A 16,161-nucleotide genomic window follows, 5' to 3' on the forward strand; every position below is an offset into this window, starting at 1 on the left:
TCAGGTTTATAGTAAATTTATTAGCTTTGAGTACACACAAATAAAATCATTTTATCATGAAATTTAAACACTTACCAGGGCTAGCTATTGCCCTATTTTTCTTTGCGGCCTGCAAGAAGGATAATCCGATTATTGAACCTGAAAATCCTTTAGAATTACTTAAAGATTCGGCATCATATTCTATCAACGGGAAAACTTATAAGTCCATTGGTATTGAAAGAGCAGGTACATTTACAACACAATCAAATCTCAAAATTACCTCTGGGGTAAACTTCAGTTATCTATTAGAAGGCGACAAAGATTCTTTACTATTTGTAAGAGAATTCATTATTAAAGCGAGCTATACTAATATTACAATTTCATTTATTAAAGTTTACAACAAGAACGAAACTGAATTCACGAATGAGAATAATGGTGGCTATCTAAATTATCCTAAAGATAAAACCGCGATATTTTCACCAGGTTTTTATAATTATTCAACCGATTTTTATCGGAACAATTCTAAATCTGGAATTGCATTTACAGTTATCAATCAAATAGGTGTTTATAAATCATATGGACAATCAGACTTAGGTAAACCTGCTTCAGTTAATCCATCTGATCAAGCTGGGGCAAAGTTTGAAATTATTAGCTTTAAAAAACGTAAAAATGGATATTTACTGGAGGCTAAGTTTAATTTAACAGTATTTGATGATGATAAAAATCCTTTGAAAATAGAAAATGGCTATTTACGACTGAGCGTACTAAAATAATTAAGATCCATTTATAAAACAGAGAAGCTCCCTTCAATTAAGATGTGGCCTTCTTTGTTTTATCAACAAACAATTAACGATTCAAAAAAATCCCTCTATCATTTTTTGAGACCAGCAATGTTTCTGCATCCGGATAGGCTTGTGTAAAAGTAACAGGAATTTTATTTTTACCTCTTTCATTCCATTTAAATTCTACAGCAAGAAGCCTCGTATCCGTTTTTTCGATATAATCGATTTCCTGTTGCTGAGTTGTACGCCAGAAAAAGCATTCAGCTTCCATTTGATGCTGATGCAAAAACTTCATCCGCTCGGCAATCATATAATTTTCAAACAATGCACCTACATCGTTTCTGTTGGCAATTGGATTAAAATTCCTTGTAATGGCGTTTACAATCCCGGTATCGTAGAAATAAATCTTTTTATTCTTTTTTATTTCATTGCGCACGTTACCCGAAAATGCTGGCAGCGTAAAAACTACAAAAGATTTTTCGAGCAGACTGATATATTTATCAACTGTTTTCTGGTCGGCTTTTACCAATTGTGCTAGTTCAGAAAAATTCACCTCGCTTCCAATCTGTAAAGCCAAAGCCTTTACAATTTTCTCAAACAACAGTGGCTTCTTCACCTCCTCGAGTGCAAATAAATCCTTATACAGGTAGCTATCAGAAAGTAATTTTAAATGCTCTTCAGCATGCTGTGGATCGTTAATAATTTCAGGATAAGAACCATAAATTAAACGTTGCTCCAGCGATCTTTCTTCGGTAATAAAATCGGTATCCTTTACCAGTTCGGCATACGAAAAAGGCAAAAGCATCATTTCATATTTCCGTCCTGTTAAGGGTTCGTTAATCTTACCTGATAGTTCAAAAGCTGATGAACCTGTAGCGATGACCTGAACGCTTTTAAAACGGTCTACAATAATTTTAATCAATAAGCCCACCTCAGTTATGCGCTGTGCTTCATCAATAAAAAGCACTTCATAGTTGCTAAGCATCTGCGCAATCTGTGTTGCATTGGGCTTGGCTAAAGTTTCCCTCACATCAGCATCATCTCCATTCAGGTACAATGTCCTTTTATCCACTTTGGCTAACAGCTGTTCTACAAAAGTAGTTTTACCTGTTTGCCTTGGGCCAAAAATGATGAAAGCTTTCCCTTTAAAGAGCCTTGCCAAAGCATAATCCAACTGTTTCCTAATAATCATAACAAAAAATTACTACACAAAAGTATAATAATTTTGGATTACAATCCATAAAAATTATAATAATTTTGGATTATAATCCATAAAAAACATAATAATTTTGGACTACAGACTGTATTAATGATAAAAAACCCATTCCAATTAAGAAATGGGTTTTTTATTTTTTCGGATTCAGGACCAGAAACTCCCAACTCCAAGCTAAATGCTATCCGTTCAATGCTGCTGCACCACTCACAATCTCAGTTAACTCAGTTGTAATTGCTGCCTGGCGTGCCTGGTTGTATGAAAGTTTTAAGGCTTTCAATAATTCTCCAGCATTTTCAGTTGCTTTATCCATTGATGTCATACGTGCACCGTGCTCAGAAGCATGAGAATCTAAAACGGCTTTGTATAACTGAATTTTAACAGATTTAGGGATCAACTGTCCTACAATCTCTTCTTGCGAAGGCTCTAGAATGTAATCAACATTGGTCGTTTTACTTTCAACCTTTGTTTCTTCCGCTTTTGGTAAAGGCAACAACTGTTCAGTTGTAATAAACTGAACCGCTGCATTTTTAAAACGATTGTAAACAACTTCCACTTTATCGAACTCACCTTTAATAAAACCGACCATAATCGCATCGGTAATTTTGGTTACGTTTTCGAAAGTTAAAGCAGCGTACACTTCATTATTGTTACCAATTACGTTATAATTACGTTTTTCGTAAAAATCCTGAGTTTTCTTACCGATAGAAATAATGCTTACATTACCGTTTTTCAACTGTTCGCTATATTTCTCAGCAATTAAATTGTTGGCCGCTTTAATCACGTTCATGTTAAAAGCACCAGCCAAACCACGGTTTGATGATACTGTTACAATTAAAACCTTATTAGGTTCACGCTCTTGTATAAAAGGCGATGAAGACCCTTCTAAACTTGCTGATAGATTACCTAAAATTTCTTTCAGTTTAGTTGCATAAGGACGTAAAGCGATAATTGCATTGGTAGCACGTTTCAACTTAGCTGCCGAAACCATTTTCATAGCCTTGGTAATCTGCTGCGTTGATTGTACCGATGCAATCCGGTTTCTTACTTCTTTTAAATTAGCCATTTTTTAAGTATCGAGTATTAAGTATCAAGTATCAAGATAGGTGAACAACCCAATCTTGATACTTGATACCCGCTACTTGTATCTAATTAATATTTACTTGAAATCTCTTTTGCTACTGTATCTAAAACACCTGTAATGGTATCGTCAAATTTACCAGCTTTTAATGCCGCTAAAGTTTCTGGATGACGTAATTCCAATTGCGTTAAATATTCAGTTTCGAATTCTTTTACTTTATCAACCGGTACGCTACGCATTAAGTTTTTAGTACCTGCATAAACAATAGCTACTTGTTTTTCAACTGTAAAAGGTGTAAACTGAGCTTGTTTTAACATTTGTACGTTACGTGCACCTTTATCTAAAACCGATTTCGTTGCAGCATCTAAATCAGAACCGAATTTAGAGAAAGCCTCTAACTCGCGGTATTGAGCCTGATCTAATTTTAAAGTACCTGCTACTTTTTTCATCGATTTGATTTGCGCATTACCCCCCACACGTGATACTGAGATACCTACGTTAATTGCCGGACGGATACCTGAGTTGAACAAGTTCGACTCCAGGAAAATCTGACCATCAGTAATCGAAATTACGTTGGTTGGGATATATGCTGATACGTCACCTGCCTGAGTTTCGATAATCGGTAAAGCTGTTAATGAACCACCACCTTTAACGATATGTTTAATCGATTCAGGTAAATCGTTCATCGCCTTTGCAATATCATCATTAGAGTTGATTTTCGCAGCTCTTTCTAGCAAACGACTGTGTAAGTAGAAAACGTCACCTGGATAAGCTTCACGGCCCGGTGGACGACGAAGTAATAAAGATACCTCACGGTAAGCTACAGCTTGTTTAGATAAATCATCATAAACAATTAACGCTGGTCTACCTGTATCGCGGAAAAACTCACCAATTGCAGCACCTGCAAACGGCGCATAGAACTGCATTGGAGCAGGATCTGCAGCCGAAGCGGCAACAACAACTGTATATGGTAAAGCGCCGTTTTCTTCCAATGTACGTACAATGTTAGCTACAGTAGAGTTTTTCTGACCGATAGCAACATAGATACAGAACACAGGCTGGCCTGCTTCATAAAATTCTTTTTGGTTGATAATAGTATCGATACAAACGGCAGTTTTACCAATCTGACGGTCGCCAATAACCAACTCACGTTGACCACGACCGATTGGAATCATTGCATCAATTGCTTTAATACCAGTTTGTAAAGGCTCATTTACCGGCTGACGATAAATTACACCTGGTGCTTTACGCTCTAAAGGCATTTCGTAAGTTTCACCTAAGATTGGACCTTTACCATCTAAAGGCTCACCTAAAGTGTTCACTACGCGGCCAAGCATACCTTCACCAACTTTAATAGAGGCAATTTTTTTGGTACGTTTAATCGTATCACCTTCTTTGATCTCGTCTGAAGCACCTAAAAGTACCACGCCAACGTTATCTTCTTCAAGGTTTAATACGATACCTTGTAGGCCGTTTGCAAATTCAACTAATTCTCCCGATTGAACTTTAGTTAAACCGTAAACACGGGCAATACCGTCGCCCACTTGCAACACGGTACCAACTTCTTCCAGTTCGGTTTCTGATTTGAAGCCCGCCAATTGCTGTCTGATAATTGCCGATACTTCGTCTGGTCTTACCTCTACCATAATTTTAATTATATCTTTTTGTAAATGTTTTTGCTTGGCGCATGGCGCTTGGCATTTATTTGCCATCCGCTTACGCAATTCTATTTTTTTGGCGTTTGGCGCATGGCGTTTTCCGCTACACGCTTATCGCCCTGCGCTATTGCGCAAATTCCTTTTTCAGTTTACTTAAACCGCTGGCAATACTTGCATCAAATTGCTTATCACCAACTTTTAATATAAAACCACCAATTAATTTTTCGTTAATTTTTTCGTTAACAATAACCTGATTGGCGTTTAATTCTCTTTTTACAATCGCAATAATCTGCTCTTTAGCTGCAGGGCTTAAAGCACTTGCAGTAGTTACATCAGCAGTCACAATACCTTTAATTAGGTTATATTGTTGTATAAACTGTTTTGCTGTAGCAAATAAAATCGCCGAGCGGCCTTTGCTTACAACAATCTTGAAAAACGAGATGGTTAGTTTACTTACTTTATCAGCAAAAATACCGTTCAAAATACCAGTCTTTTTATCTAAAGGTACAATCGGGTTTTTTAATATTGCTTCTAGTTCAGGGGTTTCGTCAACCACTTTCTCAAACAAAACCATATCATTATAAGAAACCTCTAACGCGTTGTTTTCAACGGCTAAGTCTATTAATGATTTGGCATATCTGCTTGCAACTTTAATTTCTGACATATCTTTTGGGTTGGCGTTTAGCGGTTAGCGTTTAGCACGCCCATCGCTTAACGCAATACGCTTAGTTTAATTCAACGTCTTTTAACAAGTTAGCTACTAAAGTTTCTTGTTTTGCTTTATCATCCAATTGCGTACGTAAAACACGTTCTGCAATTTCTAATGATAATGAAGAAACCTGGTCTTTAACTTCAGCTAAAGCTGCTTTCTTTTGGTTCTCGATTTCGATTTTAGCTTTCTCGATCAGTTTAGCACCTTCAACCTGGGCTTGTTTTTTAGCTTCGTTTAAAATACCATCTTTTAAAGTTTTAGCTTCCTTTAAAATCTCATCACGTTCTGCACGGGCCTGTTGCATCAAATCTTGATTTTGGCTGGTTAAACGAGCCATTTCTTGTTTGGCTAATTCAGCTTTGTTAAGTGCCTCATCAATGCTTTGCTCACGTTCGTGAATAGCACCTAAAATAGGTTTCCATGCAAATTTTCTAAGTAATAGCAATAAAAGGATGAATGCTATCGACGTCCAAAAAACTAATCCTATGCTTGGGGTTACTAATTCCATTTTTATCTAATTTTAAAAAACAATCTTTTTAATAGGGCTGGGTAAATAACCAATCGTTAAATACCCAACCTAATTTCTTCAGTGATTATTAACCGTTTAAGCCTAATAATGCAACTACCACACCGAATAAAGCAGCACCCTCGATAAGGGCAGCAGCGATAATCATTGCAGTCTGAATTTTTGATGCAGCTTCTGGTTGACGAGCAATACCTTCCATTGCTTTACCACCTACTTGACCGATACCGATACCTGCACCGATTACTGCTAAACCGGCACCAATTGCCGCGATTGAACCTACCATAACTAATTTAATTTATATTAATTTGTAAAAAATAGTTTTCTATTAATGATGCTCTTCTACTGCCATACCAATAAATAAGGCAGTTAATAATGTAAAAATAAAGGCTTGTAAAAATGCCACCAACAATTCCAATACATCCATAAATAAAACGAATGCAACTGAAACCGGGGCAATAGCCAATGTTTCGAAAATAAAAATTAAGGATATTAAACTTAATACGATAATGTGACCAGCTGTAATGTTTGCGAATAAACGAACCATTAAAGCGAACGGCTTCGAAATGATACCAATCAATTCAACAGGAATCATAATCGGATACAACCAAAAAGGAACATCTGGTTTAAAAATGTGCTTCCAGTAGTATTTGTTACCATTAATATTTACAATGATTAAAGTTCCAAGTGCCATTACAAAAGTTAAGGCAATATTACCTGTAACGTTAGCGCCACCTGGGAAAATTGGAATTAAACCAAATAAGTTGTTGAATAAGATAAAGAAAAACGTAGTCAACAAATAAGGCATAAACTTAGCATATTTATGACCGATGTTTGGCTTCGCAATATCATCTCTCACGAAAACGATAATTGGCTCCATAAAAGATTGCAAACCTTTTGGTGCTTTACCTACACGTTTACGATAAGAAGCTGCCACCGAAATAAATATTACAAGTATTACAAAAATCGCCACAAACATTGCAGCAACGTTTTTAGTAATTGAGAAATCTAACACAGATTTACTTGCTTCTTCATCGATCTTTCCATCAGCACCAACTACCTTTATATGATCTTCTTCTAAACGATAGTTATTATATTTACCATTATAATCATGCTCTCCATGATGGAAGTTACCAGAAGAGAAAACCTCCAAACCGTTAGCAGTATATAAAATTACTGGAAGAGGCAATGAAGTATGCCCCCAAAGATGCCACATATGCGAATCGGCAATGTGTTCCATAATTACCTTAGTTGGCTCGAATTTTTCTTCACCATGTTTAGCAGCGCCATGCTCACCAGAAACTGCTTCGGCAGATCCGGCTACAACACTATCAACAGGAACAACAGCGCTATCAACTTGGGCGAAAGTATCAATTTTGATAGATAAAAACGCGATTAAAAGCGTAAAAACAACAATTAGTCTTTTAACTTTCGACACAAAAACTTGGTTACAATCCATTTATTGGCAGTTTTTTACTTTAAATTTTGGTGGCGCAAGTTACGTAACAAACAGTAAATTTCAAAGGCCGTAAACAATAAATATAAAGAAAAAAAATTAAGCAGAAATATTAGCCCAATCCCCTTCGCTTTTATACTGTAAATCAACACAAAAGCCATACAAAAAATCATCTTCACCGCGATTGATCCCATAATCGCCATCACACCTACTTCAGGATCACGTTTAATACCGATATCAACAAGCATATAAGCAACGTAAGTTATGCCCGCTAAAAAGCCAAACATCACCCAAAAGTTGTTTATAAACAATTGTTTATCAGGAAATACGACAGGTAAAACGGCAATTACACCTATTAAAAGGCCTACGAAAATGAAATAGATACTGGTAAATTTGGCTAGCGTCAATGTATAATTTCTTAGCAGATAAAAACTTTTGCAAAGATAAGGTTTTTAGTATCAAGTAAGTAGTGAGAAAAGAATTATTGTTGGAATGGTTAACTGTTCAAACTGGTTAATCGGTTAACTGAAATAAGTGCCTAGCTACTTGAACTGTACACTTCCAACTGTCAATTGTTAACCGCCAACTGAAAACTTACGGCTTAGTAGCTTGCCTAATGGCCTGGTATAATGCAATCCCTACCCCCGCCAAAGCAAAAGCAGCAGTAATTAAATTAGTTTTGCTGTTTCTGTGCTCATCAATCTTATAGCCAATAAAAGTGAGCAGGCCAATGGTAGCAATCATCTGGAAGCCAATGGCAGAATATTTGGCGGCCGCATTTACCTTTTTCTTTGTATCTTCTTCTTTCGGATTTTCCATTTTTTAATGCAATAATTAAATTAACTTTGAATAAATAAAATTTGTTGCCAAATAAAATATTTTTCTACATATATTGTTTATTATATATCCACCTAAGAGATTTATCATACTTGAAAAATTACGCTAACAAAAACTTAAATCCTTTCTTCATCCTTATAAGTGTCCTCCTTATTTATGGTTGTGTCGCAAATAAAGATACGGCAGTAGATCGCAGGTTTCAAAACTTAACGGCAAGGTATAACTATATCTACAACTCTAATGTTTTACTAACTGAGTACAATGAAAGCCTATTACAAAGTTATGCCGATAATTATGAAAAAACATTGCCTGTTTACCTCGACCCTGAGCCACAGGTAAATCTGGTGCTTACACCAGGGGTAGCCAATAAACAGCTCGATGACGTTATTACCAAAGGACAAACTGTTATAAACGATAAAAGTTTTAGTAATTATATTGATGATGCCTATATGCTTTTGGGTAAAGCAAATTATTTAAAAGGCAATTATTTTATCGCGTCAGAATATTTCGATTATACGGCAAAAACATATAGTAGCGATTTAAAAACATTCATTATGGCCATGAACTGGAAAGCACGTAGCCAAATGCAACTGAACAATATGGGGCTTGCCGATAAAATTCTTGATACCATGTTGCGTGCTTCCGATGAGTTAAAAAAAGATCTGGCAGAACCTTTAGCCACTGCCGCCCAGATGCGTATTTATCAAAAACGCAATAAAGAAGCTATTCTTTTTTTAGAATCGGCAATTGCGCTTCCGGCCGAAAAACAGCAGCGTATACGCTGGCGCTTTATCCTTGCTCAATTGCAGGAGAAAGAAAAAAATCTTCAGGATGCTTATGCCAATTTTACCAAGGTTGAAAAAAGCAACGCACCGTTCGAGATGTATTTCCACGCCAATTTAAACCGCATTAAACTAAGGGCATTGCTCAGTGGCGTAAAACTGAATAAGGAAGAACAGCTGCTTGCTTTATTAAAAGATGATAAGAATTTCGATTATACCGATCAGATTTATTATCAGGTTGGAGAGCTCTTTTCTGCTGAAGGAAACTTTGTAAAAGCTGAAGAGAATTACCACAAATCTGTTGCAAAAAGCACCAGGAACCAAACTCAAAAGGCCTTATCTTATTTAAGGATTGCCGACTTAAACTTTAAAGCGTTTAACAACTACATAAAAGCAAAACTGTATTACGATAGTACGGTGATGATTTTACCTAAAAACTTTCCTGACTACGACAACATTGTTAAAAAGGCCGATAACCTGAAATATTTAACTGATAGGTATACCATTATTGCTAAAGAAGACACTGCTCAGGCTATTGCCAAACTTCCTGCAGGCGAGCGCGAGGCTAAGGTTAAAGCTTATTTAACACCTAAAGTTGAGGTGAGCAATACCGGAGGGGTAATCAGTAATCAATATTTAAATGATCCTGATTTCCCTAATCGATCCTTAAATGCCTCGAATAATACTGCGGGGAACACCTTTTATTTTAACAATAATGCAGCAATAAGCAATGGCTTTGGCGATTTCAAAAAACGCTGGGGCAACAGGCAGCTGGAAGATAACTGGAGACAAAGTACCCGGTCTTCTGCCCAGGAAACCAATCAGGTTTTGGCAGGTGGGAATGTAGCCACAGGAATTACGCCTGCAAATGGAGAAACAAATCAAGCGGCTGTAGACCAAACTACATTAGAAAAACAGTTTTTGGATGGTTTGCCAACCACTCCCGCATTATTGGCTACCTCCGATCAAAAAATCATTGATGCTTATTTCGAAATTGCCAGCTTCTATCAACAAGAGCTAAACGACAAAGTGGAAGCAAATAAGATTTACCTGGAACTGATTAAAAGATATCCGGACAATAACCACTTAGTTGCCATTTACTACAGTTTACATCTAAATTACAAGGGTGTTGATGAAGTAAAATCAGATCAGTATAAACAATTGGTGCTCACTAAGTTCCCTGAATCTAATTTTGCAAAGAATATCTTAGATCCATCATACTCGGCCAAACAAACCGAGATGGAAAACATTGCCATTAACAACTACAATGTGACCTTTGATGCTTATGCGAAAAAAGATTATCCAGGGGTAGTAAAACAGGCGGATGATAACATTACGGCTTTCCCTAATAATGATTTAGCACCACAGTATGCCTATTTAAAAGCAATTGCTGTCGGCCGCACCGCTAAGGTTGATGCGCTGCTTACTGAATTTAATTTGATTACCACGCTTTATCCGAACGATAAAATTATTACCCCATTGGTCCGCGATCATTTAAAATATATTGAGGCAAATTTGGAAGAGTTTAAACAACGGCCGCTTGCCCTGATCGATTTTGATCCAAATGCGCCACGTTTTGTAAGTCAGGCTACACCAATTGCCGTTGCAACAAAACCCTTAGTAACTGATAATGCCACTGTAAAAACAGCAGACCCTACCACTGTATCTAAACCTGTTGAGGTTAAACCGGCCGATCCTACCAAACCGGCCAGCATTTTTAGTGCAGCTAAATCAGAAGAGTATTATTATGTGATCGACGTTGCCGACGCAACTTTAACTTTAAGTTCATCGCGTTTCGGCATAGGCCAGTTTAACCGTGGCAATTACCCCGATAATGATTTGGAACATAAATTGGTAGAGTTAGATAATGATCAGCTGATTTATATTACGAGTTTTATCGATCTTGAAGACGCCAAAATTTACGAATCAAGCATTACAGGACAGTTAAAGAACATTATGAAAGTTCCAGCCAACTTATATAAAGGCTTTATCATCAGCAAAGAAAACTTCGAAAAGCTAACAGACCGCTCGCGCATTAACGAGTACCTGGAGTTTTTAAAAGACAATTACAAATAAAGTAATATGGTTTAAGCTGGCGGAGAAAAACCTATTCTATAAAAAATTAATAAATTTGCATCCAAATCTTCTATTCTGGAGATGATTGGAAAATAACAACACAAAATGAACAAGTCCCTTTCTGCACAAGAAACAAAAAGATATAGTTTAATCATCTGGAAAATATTGATCGGGGGAATTGCCCTGTTTGCTATTTTCATTTCGATGGTAGGCTTGGGCCTTTTTGGTGCGCTACCTTCTTTCAGGGATATTGAACACCCAAAAAGCAACCAGGCTTCAGAAATTATTGCCGAGGATGGCCGGCCATTAGGCACGTACTTTGTTCAAAACAGATCGAATGTTTCTTATAAAGATATTTCCGAAAATGTAATCAACGGGCTAATTGCCACAGAAGATACCCGCTTTAAAGAACACTCGGGCATAGATTTCAAACGTACCTTCACCATTATCGGTTATAATTTAATCGGCAAAAAACAAGGTGCAAGTACCATTACACAGCAATTGGCAAAAAATCTTTTCCCTAGAGAATCGAACCTGAATTTTTTCTCGCTGGTGTTAACCAAGTTTAAAGAGTGGATTGTTGCCGTTAAATTGGAACGCAACTATACCAAGGAAGAAATTATTACCATGTATTTAAACACGGTTGATTTTGGTAACCAGGCTTATGGCATAAAATCGGCGGCAAGGGTTTATTTTAACACTACCCCTGATAAACTTACCTTAACAGAGGCTGCAACGCTTGTAGGGATGCAAAAAGGGATAACCATGTACTCGCCAACCCGCCACCCCGAACGATCAAGAGACCGCAGAAATACCGTAATGGCCATGATGGTTAAATCGGAGCTCTTAACCCAGCAAGAATTTGACGAACAAAAAGAAAAACCTTTAAACCTGCATTTTAATGCGGCAACCGTTAACGATGGTATTGCACCATATTTCCGTTCGGTACTGAAGAATGATATTAAAAACATTTTTCAGGAGCAGTCGATTACCAAACCCGATGGCACACCTTACGATTTAGACCGCGATGGTTTGAAAATTTATACCACATTGAATTATGATATGCAGGTATATGCCGAAGAGGCGCAAAAAGAATACATGAAAGTGTTACAGGCGCAGTTTATCGCCAGCTGGAAAGGCAGAAATCCTTTTAAGGATAAAGCTTTACAGATTGAACAGGGGATTAAAAGGTCAGACCGTTATAAATCCTTAAAACTGGAAGGTAAATCAGACGATGAAATTAAAGATGATTTTAACACCAAAACAGAAATGAGCATTTTTACCTGGAAAGGTAATATTGATACGGTAATGAAACCGATCGATTCTGTACGTTATTACAAAATGTTGTTGCGTAATGCTATGATGACAATGGACCCCACCAATGGCCATGTAAAAGCATGGGTTGGGGGGATTAATTACGAACATTTTAAATACGATCAGGTTAAAATGGGGACCAGACAAGTGGGTTCGACCGCAAAACCTTTTACTTATGCTGTAGCGATTGAAAACGGTTATTCTCCTTGTTACACGGTGCCAAATGTACCAGTAACAATAGATGGCTATGGAGAACCATGGACGCCAAGAAATTCGGGTAAACCTCTACCAGGCAGCATTACTTTACAAAAAGCCCTGGCTTACTCTCAAAATTATGTTACCGCCTATTTAATGAAACAGGTTGGCCCGGTTGCAGTATCAACATTGGCGACCAAAATGGGGATTCCTAATGTTCCGGCATTTCCATCTATTTGTTTAGGGACATTCGATTCGTCAATCTATAATATGGTAGGCGCTTATGGCGCTTTTGCAAACAAAGGAACCTATACCAAGCCGATTTATCTATTAAGGATAGAAGATAAAAATGGGGTGGTATTATTTTCACAAAAGGAAATACCAAAACCGATCATGAGTGAAGAGGTTGCTTATGTAATGACCAGAATGTTAAAAGGTGTAGTAACTAACGGAACGGGATCGAGACTGAATTATAAATACAAGGTAAACGCACCTATTGGAGCTAAAACAGGTACTACCCAAAATAACTCAGATGGTTGGTTTATGGCGATTACCCCTCAATTGGTAACGGGTATTTGGACTGGCTGTGAAGATAGGGCATTCCACTTTATCAGTACCAACCAGGGAGAAGGTGCCAATACCGCGCTGCCAATTTTTGCAGGTTTTATCAAAAGAGTATACGCCAATCCTGCATTAAAGATCAGTCATGCTGATTTTGAAGCGCCAAAATCTGGGGTTTCCATCACCTACGATTGCAACCAATATCAGCAACAGGAAGAGGGCGCAACAGAATTGGATGAAAAACTTGGTTTTTAGACACTATTTACAACCAAAAGTTTTCTCCTAAATTTTAGGGGATAAACATTAAATTTGTAATAGAAAATTGAAATATATGAGAGTTACACTGGAAATAGCAGATTTTGATGAGATGAAAAAACTCCTTTCTTTATTGCGAACTATGAAACTAAGTTTGACTTACTAATTGCATTTAGGAAGTGTTCTTCCAATATTTGAGAGGTAGAATTGTCGCCCTGAATTCATTTCAGGGTCTATTTCCATCAAAGATGCTGAAATAAATTCAGCATGACGGTCGCTCTGCATAAAGGAATTAAAAATTAAGCATTATAAACAAGTACTCATAGAACTTAGGTTATGAAATTACAGAACATTAAAATTGTTTCTTCGCAAGACGATCTTAAACCTAATATCCTAAAAGGGAATAAATCACTTAATCCTAAAGAACTTTTCGGTATTTGGAAAAACAATCCCAAAAATCTTAAAGATATAAGGAGTGAATCTTGGGATTTCAAAAACTGATATTATTGGAGCAACCGCAATTGTTAACGAATTAGAATTGTTTACTTACAACAAAAAGGACTTCGATTTTATGCCTAATATTATTCTCTATTAAAATCACCTTAATTTTGCTCCATTAATCCCTCATGAGCAGTTTCGACCATAAAACAGCATTAACCGCAATTCCGCATAAACCCGGCGTTTACCAATATTGGGATGCTGATGGAAAGCTCATGTATATTGGAAAGGCAAAAGACCTGCGCAACCGGGTGGGCTCATATTTCAATAGCGACAGAAACCAATTTAATGGCAAAACAAGGGTACTCGTTTCCAAAATCCGTAAAATTACATTCACCATTGTTGATACCGAGATTGATGCCTGGTTACTCGAAAATAGCTTAATCAAAAAACATCAGCCAAAATTTAACATTAACCTAAAGGATGACAAAACCTATCCATGGATAATTGTTAAAAATGAAAACTATCCGCGGATTTACTGGACAAGGAAAGTAATTAAAGATGGTTCTACCTATTTTGGCCCTTATGGTTCGATAGGCATGATGCATACTATTTTGGATCTGATTAAAGAAACCTACCCACTACGTACCTGCAGCTTACCTTTAACAGAAAAAAATATAGCTGAAGGGAAATTTAAAGTTTGCCTGGAATATCAAATTGGCAACTGTAAGGGCCCTTGTCAGAATTACCAGACCGAAACCGACTACGATAAAAATATAGGTGAGATCAAAGAGATCCTGAATGGCAAAATCGGAAATGTAATCCGGGATGTTAAAGGGATCATTAAATCGGCATCAGAAAACCTGAACTTCGAACTGGCGCATCAATACGCAAGGAGATTAGAAGTACTGGAGAAATACCAGAGTAAATCTACTGTGGTAAATAGTGCCATTACCAATGTTGATGTGGTGAGTATTGCATCGGATGAACGTTATGCATTTGTGAATTACCTGAAAGTGATGAACGGAACGATTATCCAAACGCAGACCATCGAGGTTAAAAAGCAATTGGATGAGAGTGATGATGAAATTTTAACATTGGCCATGTTAGAATTCAGAACGAAGTTCAGCAGCACCTCAAAAGAAATTATTGTTCCTTTTGAGCCTTCGTTAGAAGATGAAAGCTTAAAATTTACAGTACCTAAGCTCGGCGAGAAGAAAAAACTCCTGGAGCTTTCGCAGAAAAATGTATTGTTCTTCAAAAAAGAGAAACTTAATCAATACGAAAAATTAAATCCCGATCTACGCACCGATCGTATTTTAACGACCATGCAGAAAGATCTGCGTTTAACGCAGCTTCCAAAACATATAGAATGTTTTGATAACTCCAACTTTCAGGGGAAATATCCGGTTTCGGCAATAGTTGTTTTTAAGGATGCAAAACCATCGAAAAAAGACTACCGCCATTTTAATGTGAAAACAGTAGAGGGGCCTAACGATTTCGCGACTATGGAAGAAGCCGTTTTCCGTCGTTACAGGAGAATGTTGGATGAAAACCAGACTTTGCCTCAGCTCATCATCATTGATGGCGGCAAAGGTCAGCTTTCGTCGGCCCTGAAGAGTTTGAAGTTATTAGGCATAGAGAATAAGGTTACCGTAATTGGTATTGCCAAACGTTTGGAAGAACTGTTCTATCCTGGCGATTCCTATCCATTGTATCTGGATAAAAAATCGGAAACCTTAAAAGTGATCCAACAGCTACGTGATGAAGCCCATCGCTTTGGGATTACCTTCCACCGCAAAAAACGCGATCAAGGGACACTTAAAACAGAACTGGAGCAAATTGAAGGTATCGGTAAAACTACTGCGGATAAACTGTTAACCCATTTTAAATCGGTTAAAAAAATTAAAGAGGCTACCGAAAAAGAATTGGCAGAAGTGCTGAATAAAAAACAGATGATTACCCTTCAGGCCTATTTCAAACAGGAATAGCTATTTCAACCCAGATTCTCTTTGAAGAGGAATTAGGATTTCTCCTCCGAAGGAGTTCCTTTGGAACACTACGATCGAAATGGCGATATAATTGTGTAGTCAGATGTTACCATCTGACTATAAGTAAATCTAAAATTATCGATCAAAAATCGGAGGAGATCTCATCTAGTGTAAGATGGTAACATCTCACACCACAAATATCACGAACAAGCCAAAGATTTCTCCATTCCGCTGCGCTCCAGTCGAAATGACGACCAATTTATAGAACCTGTCATAGCTAGTAACCTGAGTTCGATTATTAAATCTCA

The 16,161-nt window shown here is 37.2% G+C and carries 14 protein-coding genes; 5 read left to right on the forward strand and 9 right to left on the reverse strand.

Annotated features, from left to right (window positions below):
• Positions 1-56: 56 nt before the first annotated feature.
• Positions 57-752: a hypothetical protein gene (locus tag AW17_RS20465; protein ID WP_029279564.1), complete on the forward strand. Its 696-nt coding sequence runs from the start codon at positions 57-59 to the stop codon at positions 750-752.
• Between the two features lie 73 nt (positions 753-825).
• Here AW17_RS20465 and AW17_RS20470 read toward each other — a convergent pair whose 3' ends face one another.
• The 9 genes from AW17_RS20470 to AW17_RS20510 form a co-directional block, all read right to left on the reverse strand.
• Entirely contained in the window at positions 826-1,953 is a 1,128-nt protein-coding gene (locus AW17_RS20470; RefSeq protein WP_036670535.1) for an ATP-binding protein, read from the reverse strand.
• Between the two features lie 202 nt (positions 1,954-2,155).
• The gene (gene atpG / locus AW17_RS20475; protein ID WP_029279567.1) at positions 2,156-3,040 is read right to left on the reverse strand and encodes an ATP synthase F1 subunit gamma; all 885 of its coding nucleotides are present in this window, start codon (positions 3,038-3,040) and stop codon (positions 2,156-2,158) included.
• An 86-nt stretch (positions 3,041-3,126) separates the two neighbouring features.
• Positions 3,127-4,701: a F0F1 ATP synthase subunit alpha gene (gene atpA, locus AW17_RS20480; RefSeq protein WP_029279568.1), complete on the reverse strand. Its 1,575-nt coding sequence runs from the start codon at positions 4,699-4,701 to the stop codon at positions 3,127-3,129.
• A gap of 136 nt (positions 4,702-4,837) precedes the next feature.
• Complete coding sequence (gene atpH, locus AW17_RS20485; protein WP_029279569.1) at positions 4,838-5,377, reverse strand: ATP synthase F1 subunit delta; 540 nt, start codon at positions 5,375-5,377, stop codon at positions 4,838-4,840.
• Positions 5,378-5,438: 61 nt separating this feature from the next.
• Entirely contained in the window at positions 5,439-5,933 is a 495-nt protein-coding gene (locus tag AW17_RS20490; RefSeq protein WP_029279570.1) for a F0F1 ATP synthase subunit B, read from the reverse strand.
• Positions 5,934-6,021: 88 nt separating this feature from the next.
• Positions 6,022-6,234, reverse strand: coding sequence for an ATP synthase F0 subunit C (atpE, locus tag AW17_RS20495; RefSeq protein WP_025144011.1), 213 nt, complete (start codon positions 6,232-6,234; stop codon positions 6,022-6,024).
• 42 nt (positions 6,235-6,276) lie between these two features.
• Positions 6,277-7,407 carry a F0F1 ATP synthase subunit A gene (gene atpB / locus AW17_RS20500; RefSeq protein ID WP_029279571.1) on the reverse strand — a complete coding sequence of 377 codons (1,131 nt, stop codon included), beginning with the start codon at positions 7,405-7,407 and terminating at the stop codon, positions 6,277-6,279.
• 14 nt (positions 7,408-7,421) lie between these two features.
• Positions 7,422-7,811, reverse strand: a complete 390-nt coding sequence (locus tag AW17_RS20505) for a hypothetical protein (protein WP_029279572.1) — start codon at positions 7,809-7,811, stop codon at positions 7,422-7,424.
• Positions 7,812-7,998: 187 nt separating this feature from the next.
• Complete coding sequence (locus tag AW17_RS20510) at positions 7,999-8,223, reverse strand: AtpZ/AtpI family protein (protein WP_029279573.1); 225 nt, start codon at positions 8,221-8,223, stop codon at positions 7,999-8,001.
• Between the two features lie 110 nt (positions 8,224-8,333).
• Between AW17_RS20510 and porW the strand changes: the two genes are divergently transcribed.
• The 4 genes from porW to uvrC all read left to right on the forward strand — a co-directional run bounded on the left by porW (position 8,334) and on the right by uvrC (position 15,853).
• The gene (gene porW / locus AW17_RS20515) at positions 8,334-11,099 is read left to right on the forward strand and encodes a type IX secretion system periplasmic lipoprotein PorW/SprE (RefSeq protein WP_029279575.1); all 2,766 of its coding nucleotides are present in this window, start codon (positions 8,334-8,336) and stop codon (positions 11,097-11,099) included.
• A gap of 105 nt (positions 11,100-11,204) precedes the next feature.
• The gene (locus AW17_RS20520; protein ID WP_029279577.1) at positions 11,205-13,424 is read left to right on the forward strand and encodes a transglycosylase domain-containing protein; all 2,220 of its coding nucleotides are present in this window, start codon (positions 11,205-11,207) and stop codon (positions 13,422-13,424) included.
• A 336-nt stretch (positions 13,425-13,760) separates the two neighbouring features.
• The gene (locus AW17_RS24325; protein WP_157280379.1) at positions 13,761-13,925 is read left to right on the forward strand and encodes a hypothetical protein; all 165 of its coding nucleotides are present in this window, start codon (positions 13,761-13,763) and stop codon (positions 13,923-13,925) included.
• Positions 13,926-14,050: 125 nt separating this feature from the next.
• Positions 14,051-15,853 (forward strand): excinuclease ABC subunit UvrC, encoded by a 1,803-nt coding sequence (uvrC, locus tag AW17_RS20525; RefSeq protein WP_029279579.1) that lies wholly within the window; start codon positions 14,051-14,053, stop codon positions 15,851-15,853.
• Positions 15,854-16,161: the final 308 nt, after the last annotated feature.

Origin of the sequence: Pedobacter borealis DSM 19626, from assembly GCF_000708285.2 — a bacterium.
GTDB classification, from domain to species: Bacteria; Bacteroidota; Bacteroidia; order Sphingobacteriales; family Sphingobacteriaceae; genus Pedobacter; species Pedobacter borealis.

What these genes read in the sequence shown, in the direction of transcription:
- AW17_RS20465 (WP_029279564.1), top strand. Translation starts at nt 57, where the DNA reads ATGAAATTTAAACACTTACCAGGGCTAGCTATTGCCCTATTTTTCTTT.
- AW17_RS20470 (WP_036670535.1), bottom strand. Translation starts at nt 1,953, where the DNA reads ATGATTATTAGGAAACAGTTGGATTATGCTTTGGCAAGGCTCTTTAAA.
- atpG (WP_029279567.1), bottom strand. Translation starts at nt 3,040, where the DNA reads ATGGCTAATTTAAAAGAAGTAAGAAACCGGATTGCATCGGTACAATCA.
- atpA (WP_029279568.1), bottom strand. Translation starts at nt 4,701, where the DNA reads ATGGTAGAGGTAAGACCAGACGAAGTATCGGCAATTATCAGACAGCAA.
- atpH (WP_029279569.1), bottom strand. Translation starts at nt 5,377, where the DNA reads ATGTCAGAAATTAAAGTTGCAAGCAGATATGCCAAATCATTAATAGAC.
- AW17_RS20490 (WP_029279570.1), bottom strand. Translation starts at nt 5,933, where the DNA reads ATGGAATTAGTAACCCCAAGCATAGGATTAGTTTTTTGGACGTCGATA.
- atpE (WP_025144011.1), bottom strand. Translation starts at nt 6,234, where the DNA reads ATGGTAGGTTCAATCGCGGCAATTGGTGCCGGTTTAGCAGTAATCGGT.
- atpB (WP_029279571.1), bottom strand. Translation starts at nt 7,407, where the DNA reads ATGGATTGTAACCAAGTTTTTGTGTCGAAAGTTAAAAGACTAATTGTT.
- AW17_RS20510 (WP_029279573.1), bottom strand. Translation starts at nt 8,223, where the DNA reads ATGGAAAATCCGAAAGAAGAAGATACAAAGAAAAAGGTAAATGCGGCC.
- AW17_RS20520 (WP_029279577.1), top strand. Translation starts at nt 11,205, where the DNA reads ATGAACAAGTCCCTTTCTGCACAAGAAACAAAAAGATATAGTTTAATC.
- AW17_RS24325 (WP_157280379.1), top strand. Translation starts at nt 13,761, where the DNA reads ATGAAATTACAGAACATTAAAATTGTTTCTTCGCAAGACGATCTTAAA.
- uvrC (WP_029279579.1), top strand. Translation starts at nt 14,051, where the DNA reads ATGAGCAGTTTCGACCATAAAACAGCATTAACCGCAATTCCGCATAAA.